Origin of the sequence: Sphingomonas quercus, from assembly GCF_018863195.1 — a bacterium.
Lineage (GTDB): Bacteria > Pseudomonadota > Alphaproteobacteria > Sphingomonadales > Sphingomonadaceae > Solisphingomonas > Solisphingomonas quercus.
In genome coordinates, this window is record NZ_JAHKRT010000002.1 from 351,607 (window position 1) to 367,387 (window position 15,781).

The following is a 15,781-nucleotide window of genomic DNA, read 5'->3' on the forward strand; positions in this document are numbered from 1 at the left end:
CGTTGCGTACTGGGGATTTTGGGGACATGCCGATCGTGTCAGACGAAAACAATGTGCGCGCCCATGGCGGGCAGGATATCCTCGCCCTGCACTCGCCGCCGCTGCAGCTGAATGTGGACGATTGGGGGCGCCTTGGCATCTTCGGCTTCAATAGCCGCGACCGCCGCTCGCGCGCCTTCAACCTGTTGCGCTCGCAGGTGATGAAGATCGCCGCGACCAATGGCTGGCGGACGATCGGCGTGACCTCGCCGACGCCGCGGGTCGGCAAATCGTTCATCGCCAGCAATCTGGCGGCGTCGCTGTCGCGCATCCCGACATTGCAGACCTACCTCTTCGATCTCGATCTCCGCCGCGGGTCGATCGCCGAGGCCTATGGGATCGAGCGCGGCATCGGCCTCAACGCCTTCCTTTCCGGCGAGACGGACACGCTGGAGGGATCGCGCTATGTGGTGCCCAACGCGAACCTCAACATCTTCCCGTGCTTCGTGACCAACGAGCCGTCGGCGGAGATGCTCGCCGGCACCCGCATGACCGCGCTCTCGAATGCGATGAAGGCGCTGCCCGGCCAGGCGATCAGCATCTGCGATCTGCCGCCGGTGTTCGCCAATGACGATGCCTCGCTGATCGTGCGTCAGGTCGATGCCTATCTCCTCGTCGTCGAGGAGGGGCGTACCACCGCCCGTCAGGTGCGCGACGCGATGGACATGCTGGCGCCCGAGCCCTGCATCGGCACCGTGCTGAACCGCTATCGCGGCGGCATCGGCGGCGACGATTACGGCTTCGGCTATGGCCGCCAGTCCCACTACGGGACCTATTACTCCTAGGCTTTTCGTCCGATCGCGGCGCGCACGTCCGCCGCATAGGCGGCCAGCGCGGCGGCGGGATCGAAGGTCCGGAACAGGCGGGGCGCCGCCGCCGCGATGTTGGCGCGCAGGCCATCATTGCGGCGATGCATGTCGAGTACGGCGGATGCGATCGCCGCGGCATCGCGCGGCGGCACGGCATGGGCGACGTCCAGCCCGTCGAGATAACCGTCGATCGCCGTGCCCTGCGTGAACAGGATCGGGATGCCCGCAAACAGCGCCTCGACATAGACCATGCCGAACGTCTCGTTGAGGCTGGGCATGAGCAGCCCACGATAGCCCGGCAGGCGGGCCAGCAACTCGGCATTGGCCAGCCGGCCCACCAAAGTCACGCGTTGGGAGAGGCCGGCCTCGGCGATCATCCGCTCGGCGATGCCGCGTGATTGCGCGCTGCCGCCGCCGATGATGTCGAGCCTCAGCGCGGGCTCGCTCGCCGCGGCCCTGGCAAAGCCTTCGAGCAGCCAGCGCAGGCCCTTCCGCTTCCAGGTATCGAGGTTCATCACGCAGACGAAGCGGTCCCCGGCCGGCTGCGGCTCGATCGTCGGCGCGATGTTGCGCACGATATTGGGGAGCAGCCGCTCCTTGTCGGGCTGGGCGGGCACGTAACGGTGATACTCGTCGCGAAACCACGCCGAGACGAAATAGAGCCGCGCCGCATCGGCGCACAGCCGGCGGAGGAAGCCGCGGAGATTGGGCTTCATCCGGAAGACCTTGGTCTCCACCTCGCCGCGCAGCGATATGAACAGCGGCACGCCGAAATGTCGCGCTACATACCAGCCGGCCAGCCCCTCGAAGGTCAGCTTGTGGGCGTGGACGAGATCCGGACGAATGCCGTCCTGCTCCAGCCGGCGGATGGTGCGCCGCGCCGCCGCCCGCATCGCCGGCAACAGGCCCAGTCCCAGCGGCAGGCCGAAAAAGGGGAAGTGATAGAGCCGGGCGTGACCGCTTTCGCACAGCTGCGCGGTCAGGCCGCCCGGGCGGCTGCGGCGCAGATAGGCGACGACGACATTGTCGAAGTCCGCATCGAGCGCCTCGACGAACCACTCGATGGCGGTGGTCGTGCGCGGCCGCTGCGGCGTGTTGAAGTCGACCGCGAGATGGAGGATCGTGGGCCGGCTCAACGCCCCCGGCTCCGCTTCCAGCGCCACACCAGCGGGAAGATCGCCGGCCCGTCGACCAGATAGCGCTTGGCCAGCCGCCGGGGCTGGCTGGCCAGCCGCCACGCCCATTCGAAGCCGGCCTTCTGCACGATGTGCGGCGCGCGCACCTGGGCGCCGACGATGAAGTCGATGCCGGCGCCGATGCACAGCGCGGTGCCGCGCACCCGGCCGTCGGCCTTCATCTCATGCGCGAGCAACTCCTGCTGGGGCGAGCCGACGGCGAGGAGGATGGCGCGCGCGTCGCTACGCGCTGCGAAATCGACGGCGGCGGCGCGTGCCGCCGGGTTGGTGCGCAGGCCCATCGGCGGCATGTGGTGCAGCACGACGATGCCAGGATAGCGTTCGCCGAGCCGGGTGACATGATCCGGACCGCCGCCGATCAGGCAGACGCGGTCGCCGGGCTTCAGCACCCGATCGAACAGCGCGGCGACGAGATCGCTGCCCGGCACCACCGTCAGCGCGACGTCGGCCAGCTTCGCCAGGCGGGCGAGCACGCGGCTGTCACACAGGCAGAGATCGGCGTCGTCATAGGCGGCGCGGATCGCCTGCGGCTGGCTGGCGAGGCGGACCATGTGATCCACGTTCGGCGTGACGATATAGGCGAACGGGCTCGCCTGCCCACGCGCCGCCAGCCACGCCTCGGCTTGCTCAGGTGTGAGCGGATCGAAATCGAGGTCGAGGAAATTACGGCGGGCCGTCATGCGGGCTCCCGGGCTGCGTCAATGGCGGCGGTAAGGCGATCGAGATTGACCGCGTCGGAAAACTCGGCGGCGACATGGGCGCGCGCCGCCGCACCGATCGCGGCGCGGCGGGCGGGATCGCCGGCCAGCGCGCCGATCGCGGCGGCGAGCGCGGCGACATCGTCGGGGGGCACCAGCAGCCCCTCCCGCTCATCGCTGACCAGCTCGCGGATGGTCGGCAGGTCGCCGGCGATGACGGCGCGGCCGGCGGCCATCGCCTCCATCAGCACGACGGGGATGCCGTCCTTGTCGCCGCTCTTCGCGGTGCGACAGGGCAGTACGAACAGCCCGGCGCCGGCGATCGCGGCGAGGCAGGCGGCATGCGGCCGGGCGCCCTCGAAGATGACGCGCTCGGTGATGCCGAGTTCCACGGCCAGCGCCGCCAGCGCCGCCCGCTCCGGGCCGTCGCCCAGTATGCGCAGCGTCCAGCCTTCGGCTCCCGCCGTGGCGAAGGCGCGCAGCAACAGGTCGACGCCCTTCTTGGCGACGAGCCTGGCGACGAGGACGATCTCGCGGGCGTCGGTGTCGGCGACGGCCTCCGGGATCGCCACCGAGCAGCGCACTACCGGCCGCCGATCCGGCGCAATGCCGGCCACCTCCCCGTAGAAATCATGATGCCAATGGCTGATGCTGGCGACGAAACCGGCCCGGCGCAGCTTGAAGGCGAGGGCGGCGCGCTGCACGAACAGATCGGCGGCATGGCCGGTGAAGCTGAAGCGGGCGCCGAGCGCGCGGGCGATATACAGCGCCACCGTTGCCGGCACATGGGCCATATGGGCATGGACATGGCCGATGCCCTCACCGCGCAGCCGCCACCCGGCGGCCAGCCCCATCAATGCCTGGGCGACATGCTTGAGCCGGCTCGACAGGCCGGGATGATCGGCCCGCGCCGCATCGCCGAGCGCGCCGATGGCGAGCCCCGGATGGCGCAGCAGCGCCAGCGGCAGCGCGGCGAGCGTGGCCGGTGCGTAGACGACCAGCGCCTCGGCGGCGAGCGGCGCGAGTACCGGATCATCGGCGAAGCGGCGCGGGGCGTGGACGCTGGCGGCCAGCACCCGTCGGCCGCGACCGCGCAAGCCGAGCAGCTCGCGATAGACGAAGGTCTCGGACAATTCCGGGAGGCGCGCGCCGACATAGAGGATGGCCGCCGCGCCGGGCGATCGAGGCGATGGCGCCGGCGTCGGGAGGCTGGCACTCGGCATGGGGCTCGCGGGGCTTTGACAAAGAATTTGTGCAAATGCAACAACGGCGCCCCATAAGGGCGGTGCATGACCAATCGGGGTCGTAAGGGCGGCGGCATTCTTCGCGCCCGCGAAAAAGGTGAAAGCGTGGCTGATCTCGCGGTGATCGTCGTCAACTATCGCACGCCCGATCTCGCCGTCGCCTGCGTCGAGGCGATGGCGCCGGCGCGGGCGGCGTTTCCGGGGCTGCGCGCGATCGTCGTCGATGGCGGCTCCGGCGACGGATCGGCGGAGCGCATCGCCGACGGCATCGCCGCACAGGGCGCCGGCGGCTGGGCGCGGCTGCTGGCGCTGCCGGTCAATGGCGGCTTCGCCTTTGCCAATAATCGGGCGTTGATCGCGCTGGCGGCGGAGGGCGCGCTGCCGGACTATGTCGCCCTCATCAATCCCGACGCCCGCGTCCGGCCCGGCGCGCTCGAGGCGATGGCGGCCTTGCTGGATCGCCGGCCGGAGGCGGGAGCCGTCGGCGCGCGGCTGGTGCATGAGGACGGCCGACCGCAAGCCTCGGCATTCCACTTTCCCTCGGTGCGCGGGGAGATCTGCCGGGGCGCGCGCACCGGCGTGATCGACCGGCTGCTCCGCCAGCCCGCCAGCCGCATCGAGCCCGAGGCGGCGACGCGGGTGCCGTGGGTGACGGGTGCCGCGGTGATGTTCCGCGCCCGCGCGCTGGCGGAGGCCGGGCCGTTCGACGAGGGTTTCTTCCTCTATTTCGAGGAGACCGACCTGTTGCGGCGCATCGCCACCCGGGGCTGGGAAATCTGGCACGAGCCGGCTGCCCATGTCTTTCACCATGGCGGCGCCGCCACCCAGATCCGCGATCCGGAGACCGGGCTGCCGCGCCGCCAGCGCATGGCGCGCTACTGGTATGAATCGCGGCTGCGTTATTTCACCCTCGCCGGCGGGCGCGGCTATGCGCTCGCCTCGGGGCTCGGCTGGCTCGCCGGGCGGCTGGTGTGGAAGCTGCGCCTCGCCTTTACAGGCCGCAAGGATGACGGGCCACTTCAGGCGACCGGGGACTTCATCCGCTACAGCCTGTGGCCGCGCCGTCGCGACGGACAGGCCGCCATTCCCGCTCTCCGTCTTCCCGCGCCGGAGTTGCCGGCATGGATGGCGCGATGAGCGGCGGCGCGCTCGGTATCGTCGTCATCGGCCGCAACGAGGGCGCGCGGCTGATCCGCTGCCTCGCCTCGATCGATATGGCGGCGGAGACGGTCTATGTCGATTCGGGGTCGACCGACGGCAGCGTCGAGGCGGCCAGGGCGCGCGGGTTGCAGGTGGTGGCGCTGGACATGACCCGGCCGTTTACCGCCGCGCGCGCCCGCAATGCCGGGCGCGCCGCGCTGTCGCCCGGCGTGCGGATCGTCCAGTTCGTCGACGGGGATTGCGCCATCCAGCCGGGGTGGCTGGCGGCGGCGCAGGCGGCGCTGGCCGAGGATCCCGGCCTCGCCGCAGTGTTCGGGCGCAGGCGCGAGATCGCCCCCGAAGCCACCCGCTACAACTGGCTGTGCGATGTGGAATGGGCGGTGCCGCCCGGTCCGGCGCGCTATTTCGGCGGCGACGTGATGTTGCGCGCCGGGGCGCTGGACGCGGCCGGCGGCTATCCGGACGAGATGATCGCCGGCGAGGAGCCGGACCTCGCCCACCGTCTGCGCGCGCAGAGCTGGCGGATCGCCTGCCTTCCGCGCGAGATGACCCTGCACGATGCTGCCATCACCCGCTTCGGCCAATGGTGGCGGCGCACGGTGCGTTCCGGTCATGCCTATGCGGAGCTCGCCGACCGCCATGGCGGCGATTACCGGCGGCGCTGCCTCGGCGTCGCCTTCTGGGGCGCGGTAGTGCCGGTGGCGGGGCTGGCCGCGCTGGCGGCAGGGCTGATCGCCGGGCCGGGATGGCTACCGGCGCTGGGCGGGGCGATCCTGCTGCTGCCGCTCGTCCAGCTGCTGCGGCTGTTCCGGCGTGAGGCACGACGCCGGCCGCTGGACGAGGCGATGACCCTGGCGACCTTCCTGATGCTGGCCAAGCCAGCCCAGTTCGTTGGCATGGCGCGCTACTGGCGGGGTCGGGTCGGCGGGCGGCGCTCGGCGTTGATCGAATATAAGGGCGGTGCGGCATGAGCGGCCTGTTCACCCTGATCGCCGAGGACTGGCGCGCCAATGGGCGGGACTGGACGCGGCCCGGCTTTCGCACGCTCGCCGCCTATCGGTTCGGCGTGTGGCGAATGGGCGTGCGCCCGAAGCTGCTGCGCGCGCCGCTGAGCTTCGTTTATCGCATGATGTTCCGGCATTGCCGCAACGTCTACGGCATCGAGCTGCCCTGGTCGGCGAAGGTCGGGCGCGGCGTCGTCATCGAGCATCAGGGTGGCATCGTCATCCACGGCGCCAGCGTGATCGGCGACCGGTGCATCATCCGCCAGAATTGCACGCTCGGCCTGCGCCGGCTCGACGATCTGACGGCGGCGCCGGTGCTGGAGGAGGGCGTCGAGCTGGGTGCCGGCGCGGTCCTGCTCGGCCGCATCACGCTCGGCCGCGGCGCCCGCGTCGGGGCCAATGCGGTGGTGGTGCACGACGTGGCACCCGGCGTCACCGTGTCCGGCATTCCCGCCCGGCCGCCGGGCATTGGGCGCGGCTAGGGGGTCGCCGTCCGCGACGCGGCGTCTACCGCGGCGCGCATCTTCGGGGCCTCCGACAGCGGCTGGCCGGTATATTGCTTGTGGCCGTACCATGCGTCCCGGTTCGGATTCGATATCGAGTCGAACAGGACGAGGACATCACCCACCTCGTTTCGCCAGCGGTTTAGGAATTGCGTGTAGAATGTGTACATCCGTGGATCATGCGCGGCGGTGAAATTGTCCTCCGCCAGCGTCGCGTTCCCGCCTGAGGTGAGCGAGGGGCCGGTTTCATAGGCGACGTAGCGCAGGCCATAACGGTTCGCCACCGCCTTGCCGGCCTTGGCATAGCGGATCGCCTCGTCGATGCCCGCAGGCATGGATTCGAAGATCGCGTTCACCCGTTCCGGACCGGGCGCGGCCGTTCCTTTGTAGAATTTGCCGAAATAGGGCGCGGTCGCCAGCGCATCGACCGACTTCCAGGTGTCGTTGTGGGACAGCGCCTGTTCGGCGCGAAGCGGGTTCACCGCCTGCGAGGCGAGGACCCGGACCAGCCGGCCTTCCTGACCCTTGAACGCCGAGGTCCAGATCGCCATCAGGTCGCGGACACGATCGCCATAATACCAGTCGGACGCCTGCTGGACATTGGCGCCGGGATAGCGCGCCTGGCCGAGGCGGATATTTTCCTTGCCCTGCTGGAAAGAGACGTTCCAGACCTCGTTGGACAGCTCGACATAGACTTTGCGGTCCTTGGCGAGATGATCGCGCACATAGTTGGCGAACTGCCGGTAATAGGTGGGGTCGGCGTCATAGGGCAGGTTGAACCACGGGTCGGATTTCAAGGCGTTAGCCAAGTCGACCATATATTCAACAGCGACGCCGCTGTCGCTATCCTGGGTGAGCGACGCTGGGCTTGGCCGCGTAGCCCAATCCCGATGCGGGGCGTTGTTCACCCCCATCCAGTTCATGAAGCGCAGCACCTTGAAAGGCCGGTTGTCCTCGAGGAAGGCGGGATTGAACAGCGCGGTGCCATCGGTGCAGGACAGGTCGCTGAGTTTGGCACCATTGGTCGCCGCCGTCACGTACAGTGCGGATCCATTCTTCTCGCCGGGCAATTTCAAGGTGAAGCTGGTGCCGCTGCCGGTGATCTTGGCGTCCCCGAACGCCCCGACGCTCCAACCCGGTGAAATATGACACTGATAGGTGCCGACCCGCGATTTGAGCGCACCGAGCTGAAGGATCATGACGAGGCGGGTCTTGGCCGCCACGCCGACCGGATGGCCGGTGGCATCGAGCTGGACGAGATCGGACTTGCCGGCCCAGCCTCCCTTGGCATCGATGACGCGGAGCTGGCCTGCGTTCTTGACAAGATCGTTGAACGGCCATTCGGCGGACCAATACATCAGTCGACCGAGATTCATGCCGACGACCATCGGTGCAATGACGCTCTTTGCCGAAGCTGCGGTCGGAACCGGTGCCGCGCTTTCCGCTTGCCGGCATAGCCCGTATCCGACCACCGCGGACAGGCCGGTCGCCACGGCGATGAGAGCCGCGACGCGACTGACTGCCTTGCTCATCAACTCTCCCTTGCTCCGTCCCCGCAACCGGCTGATAACCGTCTTTTAGCAGCTTGCGTTGCATTGCAAAATCGGCATCTCGCAAGGCTTCCGTCCTGGCGCGTTCCCCGATATAGCGGGCGCGCTTTTAGGAACCGGCGAGCCGGGATCGCCGCGGAGCAAGACGCATGCTTTATTATGCAAAGACCTTGGTATATATTGATGCTATCTTGCTGATATCCTTTCTTGGATACCGTTCCGCACTATTGCCTGCAGTCAGGGATAACCTTCCGTACCGCATTCTGGCAATCGCTTTGCTGACACCGTGCGTCGCATTGTTCTGCCGCAGCATCTATATTTTCTACGCCTATCTATTTGCAGTGGCCGCATTTGGTTCGCGTACCAAATCCGACCTGTTTGCGCTTTATGTCGTGCTCATTACGCTCTGCCCCTCGCTGGGCCTCTGGCTCTCGGCCGGTTCGGTCTACCTGACGGCGATCTCGACAACGCACATCATCAATCTCGGCGCCCTCGTCGGCTATTTCGTCGCCCGGGGGAAGCCGAGGCGGTCCGGTGGCGTGTTCGACCTGCTGATCTTGGTGCCAGTGCTGTTGTTCACGCTCACCAGCTTCTGGGATTATAAATTCCAGTCCTTCCTGCGGTTGTTCGCGGCCAATGCGATCCTGATCATCATCCCCTATTTCCTCGCCTCACGAACTATCCGAGACCGGGACGATCTTCACAAAGTGATGGTCCACTTCATGCTGGGCGCGTTCATGGCGGCGAGCATCGCGATCTTCGAGGCCGCACGCTCGTGGCCGCTCTATCAGGCCTATGGAAGCGCGCTCGGCATGCCCGCGGGCCTTAGCCAGACGCTGAACGTCCGGAGCGGCGCGCTTCGCGCGCAGGGGCCGCTCCTGGAATATACCGCCCTCGGCTTATACCTTGCGGTTGCGCTGTCGGTGGTGCCAGGTGCGTGGCGAAATTTCGGCGGCTTGGCGCGCTTTGGCATACTCGCGGTGATTGGGGCAGGCCTCCTCGCCACCCAGTCCCGCGGCGCTTGGGTAGGCGGCGCCGTTGGACTCGCGGTGATCATGTTCGGCCGCGGAAAACTCGGTGCAGTTTTCGCCGGGATCGCGGCGGTGGGGGGGGGCGTCATCGTCAAATCCTTGATATCGGGACGCGGCGGCCCGATCGGTGGCGCTCAAGGTGCAGAAACGGCGCAATATCGTATTCGGTTGTTCGAGCGAGGCCTTCAGGAATTCGTGAATCATCCGCTGTTCGGACAGAACCGGGTGCAGCTGGAATCGAACATGGCGGACATGATCCAGGGCCAGGGCATCATCGATTTCGTGAATAGCCATCTCCACGTCGCGCTGACCTCGGGCGGCATCGGGCTCGCCTTCTGGCTGGCGATGTGGCTGGTGCCAACGCTCATGACGTGGCGCGTGGCGCGCGGGACCGGACGACGCCTCGGCTACCCGCCCGCCATCCTGCCGACTGCGATGCTGGCGACAGCGTTCGTCTCGCTGATTTTCACCTCGATGATCGATCGAAATCTGGTGTGGGTAGCGCTGGCGCTCGGCTTGGTCTCCCCGTGCATAGCTGCCACGCGCGAGGAGGCGGCAGAGCGCAGCGATGTACAGTCGCGGGGAGGGCATTCCGCGGTCCGCTGGGCGCCGGTGAAGGGCAGGGGCAGACGGCTGGCGCGACCCGCCATCCTGTTGCCGCGATAAGCCCAGGGGGACTTGGGCATGCGCACGAGGCTGGGGGCGGCTTGGCGCTGGGCGAGGAGTTTGGGTTCCTGGAGCCTGAACGAATTGCCGAAGGCGCCGGGTCTCGAGACCTACAGCCGTGCTATTGCCCGGGACAATCTACGGCTTCACATCAGCCTCAGCCGCGGCGGCGAGGCAGCGCAGCGCGCCTATTTCGCCCCCTTTATCGGCCACGATATTCCAAAAATCGTGTGGATCTTCTGGGCGCAGGGCGAGTCGGCGGCACCGCCGCTGGTGCGCCGCTGCATCCGCAGCTGGCAGGAGCGCAATCCCGGCTGGGACGTGCGCGTGCTGACCAGCGAAACGGTCGGCGACTATGCCGACATTTCGGATGTGCCGAAGGGCCTCGCCCTATACATGCATGCCGACCTCCTGCGGTTACGCCTGCTCGCCCATCATGGCGGGGTCTGGGCGGATGCGACGGCCTTCTGCCATCGTCCCCTCGACGATTGGATGCCGCTCCTCGGCGGGCAGACCGGGTTTTTCGTGTTCGGCGGGCCGTGGCATGATCGGTGGATCGACAACTGGTTCATCGCGGCCAACCCCGACAGCCCGCTGATCCAGGCCTGGGCGGCCGGCTACACGCGGTATGTGATGCGGCTGACGGCGACGCCGCAGAAATATTTCATGCACATCTACACGCTGCAATGGGCGATCAGGCGCAGCAAGTCGTTGCGCTGGGCGTTCAACGCGCGAGGAAGCCTGCCGGCGGTTCCGGCCTATTTCCTTCAGAGGCATCTCGAGGGGCTGATCGACGCGGAACCTTATCGCCGGGCGCGGGCGGCAGGTTTCCCGGTAAGCAAGCTCAATTGGCGGCTCTCCATCTCCGACGAAGAGCTCGCCGCCAAGCTCGAAGCGCTGGGTCTCTAGGCGGGCGCTACCGGCCGGCGAGCAGCGCCGATATCGAGTCGTGCCACAGCACGCACGACAACCCAAAAAAGCCTAGTCCCAAGGCGAAGGTCGCGCCATCTGCGAGCGGATCCCAGGCCCGGTAACGGTTGGCGACATAGGCCTTGAACGGATAGACGACGAGTGAGCTGACGCCGAGCGCGAACACCGCGCCGATCAGCCCGAAGCGGGAGATCAGCAGGAAGGAAAGCACCACCTGCACGATCGCCTGCAAGCAGATCAGGTTGAAATGCCACTTGGAATTGCCGTGGCTCAGATGGGCGCCGTCATAATTGGAGGTGGCGATCTGGGCGGTGACAGAAAAGCCGAGCAGCGCCAGGATCGGGCCCGCTGCGGTATAGCGGTGATCGTAGAGGAGATTGACGAGCGGCACGGAAGCCAGCGTGAGCAGCCCGCCTAACAACACCGTCGAGAGCAGCACCAGCCGGCGCGCTTTGGCCACTTTGGCGCGATTCCCGGCGCTTTCCGTCGTCATGAACTTGCGATAGATCGGGAAGATTATCTGTCCGCCCGCCGCCTGGGCAAGCTGCAGCGGCACATTCGCGAACACATAGGCGACCGAATAAATGCCGAGCTCCGTCAGCGGCACGTAGCCGCCGAGGATGGCGCGATCGCTCTGGTTGACGAGAAAGCCGGCGATCGAGCTCAGAAAGATATATTTGCCGAACCGGATGATCTCCCGGCTCATATCGCGATCAAAATGCAGTCGGTTGGCCGGGCCTTTCAGCAGTGTTTGCTGGGCCACGACCTTGATCATGCTGGTGCACAGCAGGCCGATGACGAGCGCCCACACGCTCCGCGTCGTCCAGGCGAGCAGGATGGTGATGAGCAGACCGGCGACCTGGCTGCCGAGATCGGTGAAGGTCTGCACGCCGATCTGGAGATTGCGGTTGACCAGCGCGATGCGCGTAGTGGTGAAGCCGAGGATGATGGCGTTGAGGCCGACGACCGGCAGCAATATGGCCAGCTGCGGCTCGCCATAGATAAGGGCGGCGGGCCAGGCGAGGATGCAGCTGCCCAGCCACAGCGCGACCCCGCGGATGATCTGGATCGTCCACGCCGTATTGAGGAAATCCGGTTCCTCGCCGCGCTCGTGCTGGATGATCGACAGGTTGATGCCGAGATCGGAGAACATCTGCAGGCCGGTCATGAACACTTGCACCAGCGCCATCAGCCCGAACACCTCGGGGAACAGCAGCCGCGTGAGCGCGAGGTTGGAGGCGAGGCGCAGCACGTTCGAGCCGCCAAAGCCGATGCCGACCATGATCGAGCTGCGCAGCGAGCGCGCTCGCGTGCTGTCGCCCTTTGCGATGTCGCGAACCAGGTGTCGCAAGGGGGGCTTTCCGAATCTCAGATGTTGTCGCGGGGCTAGTGTGCAACCCCGCAATAAAACACAATCGGTTTCCGATCGGTTGCGGGCTGGCGTGGACAGGCCCCGCTGCTGCGCTCAGCGCCCGAAATTCTCCAAGGGGCGGATAAAGAACCAGATATAGGCGGCCAACGCCACCAGGCCGGCGATGGCGAGCAGATCATGCCCTTCATTGCCCAGCCAGTTGCACACCGCGCAGCCGAGCGCGGCAGGCAGGTAGCTCAGAATCGAATCGCGCGGGGTGTCGCCCACCGAACGCTGCAGGAACACGACGACCAAACCGGCGAAGATCGCGACGGTGATCCAGTCGTAGGGCGTCTCCATGAACTTCTTCCCAAGCTCGTGTTGCGGAAGGCGATGAGACCCCGCTATCGCCCGGCGAGAATGCCGCGCGACAGGCCCGGAGGGGAATGCCACCGCGGGTTGCATAGACCAGCCTTGCCGCATGAGGCCAGCAGGTTCGGCGAAACGATACGGATTTCCCGCGCTTGAACGCTTCCGTCTATATGTCCATGGTGCGATGCGAAGATGTGGGGGTATCGACCGTGAGTGGCACTGCAGACAGAGCGGATAGCATCGATTCGCCGACCGGACCCGCTGCAGCGCGCCGACACTGACCTGCCCTAATGGCCAATCGTCCCCAGAATCTGCTGCTGCTGGACCTCGCCGCGCTGCTGATGCGCGCGGCCGAGGCCGGCGTCGTCATGCTCTCGTCGCTGGCAATGGTGATCCTGAGCGGCGACCGGCTCGGCCCGGACCTGTCCAACTATCAGAATGCGACGCTGGTCGGCGTGATCTTCTACGCCGGCCTCGCCGAGGTCACCGGGGCCTATGACGTCGATGTGCGCTTCACGCTGCGTCAGGCGTGGCGCCGCGTCATCACCTCGTGGCTGGCGACGACCACCTTCCTTCTCACGCTGAGCTTCCTGTTCAAGGCCTCCGAACAATATTCGCGCGGCTGGGCGATCGGCTGGGCGATATTCGCGGCTGGCGGCCTGTGCCTGACGCGGGCGCTGATGGTCATCTGGATGACCCGGCTGAAGCGGCGCGGTGTGTTCAACCAGCGCGTCGCCATCTTCGGCGCGGGCGCGCAGGGCCAGCGCGTCGCCCGCTATATCCAGGACCATCCCAAGCTGACGATCACGCTGGTCGGCTTCTACGATGATCGCACCCCGGATCGCCTGCCGGCGCGCGAGATAGACCTGCCCTTCCTCGGCGCGATGAACGATCTCACCGCGGCGATCCGCGCCGGCGGCATCGATCAGGTGATCGTCGCGCTACCGTGGCTCGCCGAGGCGCGGCTACAGAAGGTGGCGGCGAGCCTCGCGGTGACGCCGGTGCGCATCCGCCTCGCTCCCGACCTCGCCAGCTTCGCTTTCGCCCACCGTCCGCTGGTGATGCTCGGCGACCTCCCGGCGCTGACGCTGTTCGAGCGGCCGCTGTCGGGCTTCGACCAGGTCACCAAGCGCTGGGAGGACGTCATCCTCGGCGCGTTCATCCTGGTGCTGCTGTCGCCGGTGATGCTGGCGTGCGCGCTGGCGGTGAAACTCGATTCGCCGGGGCCAATCTTTTTCCGCCAGTGGCGCGAGGGCTTCAACAACAGCCGCTTCCGCATCTGGAAGTTCCGCTCGATGCGGGTCGAGGCGGCTCAGCCGGACGGCCAGATCAACCAGGCCAAGCGCGACGACGATCGCGTCACCCGCGTCGGCCGGCTGTTGCGGCGCACCAGCCTGGACGAGCTGCCGCAGCTGTTCAACGTGCTCAGTGGCGAGATGTCGCTGGTCGGCCCGCGCCCGCATGCGCCGACGACGCGCGCCGGCGAGCGCATGTTCCACGAGATCATCGACACCTATGCCGCGCGGCATAATGTGAAGCCCGGCATCACCGGCTGGGCGCAGGTGTCAGGCTGGCGCGGCGAGACGGAGACGGAGGAGAAGCTGCTCAAGCGGCTCGAACATGATCTCCACTATATCGAAAACTGGTCGCTGAGCCTCGACATCTACATCCTGATCAAGACCGCGGCGACGCAGTTCTTCTCGAAGATGGCGCACTGAGAGGCGTCGGAGAGGGCAGGTCCCCTGCACCGGCAGGCGGCGCCGCTCTGAACCAGGTCCAGGGCGGCGCTGGCAGCGTTCAGGCTCTAGCCCCGGCCGACCCCGGTCAGCTCGAGCCCGGCGCGAAGCACCTCCTCCGGCGGATAAATGTTGCGCAGATCGACCAGCACCGGCTCGGCGAGCAGACCGGCCATGCGCTTCAGGTCGAGCGCGCGGAACTCGTCCCATTCGGTGACGATGACCAGCGCGTGGGCGCCGTCCGCCGCCTCATAGGCATTGGCCGCGAACTGGACGTTGGGCAGCATCGGGCGGGCCTGCTCGATCCCCTCGGGATCATAGGCGCGCACCGTGGCGCCGGCATCCTCCAGCACCTGCACCACGGAGAGCGCCGGGCTCTCGCGCATGTCGTCGGTGTTCGGCTTGAAGGTGAGGCCGAGCAGCGCCACCGTCTTGCCGCGGACATCCCCGCCCATCGCCTTCACCACCTTGCGGCCCATGGCGCGCTTGCGCTGGTCGTTTGAATTGACCACCGCCTCGACGATCCTGAGCGGGCTCTCGGCGTCGTCCGCCGTCTTGAGCAGCGCCAGCGTATCCTTGGGAAAGCAGGAGCCGCCATAGCCGGGGCCGGCGTGCAGGAACTTGGTGCCGATGCGGTTGTCCATGCCGATGCCGCGCGCCACCTCCTTCACGTCGGCGCCGACCAGCTCGCAGAGATCCGCGATCTCGTTGATGAAGCCGATCTTGGTGGCGAGGAAGGCGTTGGCCGCATATTTGATCAGCTCGGCGGTGCGGCGGCTGGTGAACAGCAGGGGCGAGTGATTGAGGTAGAGCGGACGGTAGATTTCGCGCATCACGGCGCGGGCATGCTCGTCATTGGTGCCGAGCACGACGCGATCCGGCCGCTTGAAATCGTCGATCGCGGCGCCCTCGCGCAGGAATTCGGGGTTGGAGACGATCTCGATCTGCTTGTCGGGCGCCACTTCGCGGACGATGCGCTCGACCTCGTCGCCGGTGCCGACCGGCACGGTCGACTTGTCGACGATGACGCACGGGCCGGTGACGGCTTCGGCGATCTCCCGCGCCGCGGCGTAGACATAGGACAGGTCGGCATGGCCGTCGCCGCGCCGCGACGGCGTGCCCACCGCGATGAAGATCGCGTCGGCGCCGGCGACGCCCTTGGCGAGATCGGTGGTGAAGGACAGGCGCCCGGCGCGGACGTTGGTGGCGACGAGCTGGTCGAGACCCGGCTCGTAGATCGGCATGCGGCCGGCTTCCAGTGCCTCGATCTTCGCGGCGATCTTGTCGACGCAGACCACGTCGTGACCGAAGTCGGAGAAACAGGCGCCCGAAACCAGGCCGACATAGCCCGTGCCGATCATCGTGATACGCATCTGCGAAAACCCTGTCCCTTATGGATTCCGCGCCGCGTTACAGCATGACGCCGGGACAGGCTAGGGCCGCCCCGGCGTCAGGAAATGGCCGCGTCCGGCCGGAAAATGCCGCGAATGG

General features: G+C 67.1%; 14 protein-coding genes. 7 read left to right on the forward strand and 7 right to left on the reverse strand.

What is annotated here, in order from left to right; translation table 11 throughout:
• The first annotated feature begins 26 nt into the window (after positions 1 to 26).
• Complete coding sequence (locus KOF26_RS04830; RefSeq protein ID WP_216320971.1) at positions 27 to 824, forward strand: CpsD/CapB family tyrosine-protein kinase; 798 nt, start codon at positions 27 to 29, stop codon at positions 822 to 824.
• Here the strand turns inward: KOF26_RS04830 and KOF26_RS04835 are convergent.
• Genes KOF26_RS04835 through KOF26_RS04845 form a run of 3 tightly spaced genes read right to left on the reverse strand, consistent with a single transcriptional unit; the run spans position 821 to position 3,965 of the window.
• Positions 821 to 1,984 (reverse strand): glycosyltransferase, encoded by a 1,164-nt coding sequence (locus KOF26_RS04835; protein ID WP_216320974.1) that lies wholly within the window; start codon positions 1,982 to 1,984, stop codon positions 821 to 823. The two genes, KOF26_RS04830 and KOF26_RS04835, sit on opposite strands and share 4 nt — an antisense overlap.
• Positions 1,981 to 2,724, reverse strand: coding sequence for a WecB/TagA/CpsF family glycosyltransferase (locus KOF26_RS04840; RefSeq protein ID WP_216320978.1), 744 nt, complete (start codon positions 2,722 to 2,724; stop codon positions 1,981 to 1,983). Before KOF26_RS04840 ends, KOF26_RS04835 begins: the two co-directional genes overlap by 4 nt.
• Positions 2,721 to 3,965 (reverse strand): glycosyltransferase, encoded by a 1,245-nt coding sequence (locus KOF26_RS04845; protein WP_216320981.1) that lies wholly within the window; start codon positions 3,963 to 3,965, stop codon positions 2,721 to 2,723. The genes KOF26_RS04840 and KOF26_RS04845 overlap by 4 nt, the downstream gene beginning before the upstream one ends.
• A gap of 126 nt (positions 3,966 to 4,091) precedes the next feature.
• Between KOF26_RS04845 and KOF26_RS04850 the strand changes: the two genes are divergently transcribed.
• Genes KOF26_RS04850 through KOF26_RS04860 form a run of 3 tightly spaced genes read left to right on the forward strand, consistent with a single transcriptional unit; the run spans position 4,092 to position 6,633 of the window.
• On the forward strand, positions 4,092 to 5,123 hold the full coding sequence (locus tag KOF26_RS04850; RefSeq protein ID WP_216320984.1) for a glycosyltransferase family 2 protein: 1,032 nt from the start codon (positions 4,092 to 4,094) through the stop codon (positions 5,121 to 5,123).
• Positions 5,108 to 6,118, forward strand: coding sequence for a glycosyltransferase family 2 protein (locus tag KOF26_RS04855; protein WP_216320985.1), 1,011 nt, complete (start codon positions 5,108 to 5,110; stop codon positions 6,116 to 6,118). Before KOF26_RS04850 ends, KOF26_RS04855 begins: the two co-directional genes overlap by 16 nt.
• The gene (locus tag KOF26_RS04860) at positions 6,115 to 6,633 is read left to right on the forward strand and encodes a serine O-acetyltransferase (RefSeq protein WP_216320990.1); all 519 of its coding nucleotides are present in this window, start codon (positions 6,115 to 6,117) and stop codon (positions 6,631 to 6,633) included. The genes KOF26_RS04855 and KOF26_RS04860 overlap by 4 nt, the downstream gene beginning before the upstream one ends.
• Here KOF26_RS04860 and KOF26_RS04865 read toward each other — a convergent pair.
• On the reverse strand, positions 6,630 to 8,186 hold the full coding sequence (locus tag KOF26_RS04865; protein WP_216320992.1) for a hypothetical protein: 1,557 nt from the start codon (positions 8,184 to 8,186) through the stop codon (positions 6,630 to 6,632). The two genes, KOF26_RS04860 and KOF26_RS04865, sit on opposite strands and share 4 nt — an antisense overlap.
• 167 nt (positions 8,187 to 8,353) lie before the next feature.
• Here KOF26_RS04865 and KOF26_RS04870 point away from each other — a divergent pair, with 167 nt between their 5' ends.
• Positions 8,354 to 9,901, forward strand: coding sequence for an O-antigen ligase family protein (locus tag KOF26_RS04870; protein WP_216320994.1), 1,548 nt, complete (start codon positions 8,354 to 8,356; stop codon positions 9,899 to 9,901).
• Positions 9,902 to 9,985: 84 nt separating this feature from the next.
• The gene (locus KOF26_RS04875; protein WP_216321010.1) at positions 9,986 to 10,810 is read left to right on the forward strand and encodes a capsular polysaccharide synthesis protein; all 825 of its coding nucleotides are present in this window, start codon (positions 9,986 to 9,988) and stop codon (positions 10,808 to 10,810) included.
• 7 nt (positions 10,811 to 10,817) lie between these two features.
• On the opposite strand, the gene KOF26_RS04880 is transcribed toward KOF26_RS04875, so the two are convergent.
• Together KOF26_RS04880 and KOF26_RS04885 are read right to left on the reverse strand one after the other, a co-directional pair.
• Positions 10,818 to 12,182, reverse strand: coding sequence for an oligosaccharide flippase family protein (locus KOF26_RS04880; RefSeq protein WP_216321013.1), 1,365 nt, complete (start codon positions 12,180 to 12,182; stop codon positions 10,818 to 10,820).
• Positions 12,183 to 12,296: 114 nt separating this feature from the next.
• On the reverse strand, positions 12,297 to 12,542 hold the full coding sequence (locus KOF26_RS04885) for an XrtV sorting system accessory protein (RefSeq protein ID WP_216321016.1): 246 nt from the start codon (positions 12,540 to 12,542) through the stop codon (positions 12,297 to 12,299).
• 302 nt (positions 12,543 to 12,844) lie between these two features.
• Between KOF26_RS04885 and KOF26_RS04890 the strand changes: the two genes are divergently transcribed.
• Positions 12,845 to 14,272, forward strand: a complete 1,428-nt coding sequence (locus KOF26_RS04890) for an undecaprenyl-phosphate glucose phosphotransferase (RefSeq protein ID WP_216321018.1) — start codon at positions 12,845 to 12,847, stop codon at positions 14,270 to 14,272.
• Between the two features lie 86 nt (positions 14,273 to 14,358).
• Here the strand turns inward: KOF26_RS04890 and KOF26_RS04895 are convergent, their stop codons facing one another.
• Positions 14,359 to 15,663, reverse strand: a complete 1,305-nt coding sequence (locus KOF26_RS04895) for a UDP-glucose dehydrogenase family protein (RefSeq protein WP_216321020.1) — start codon at positions 15,661 to 15,663, stop codon at positions 14,359 to 14,361.
• Positions 15,664 to 15,781 lie beyond the last annotated feature (118 nt).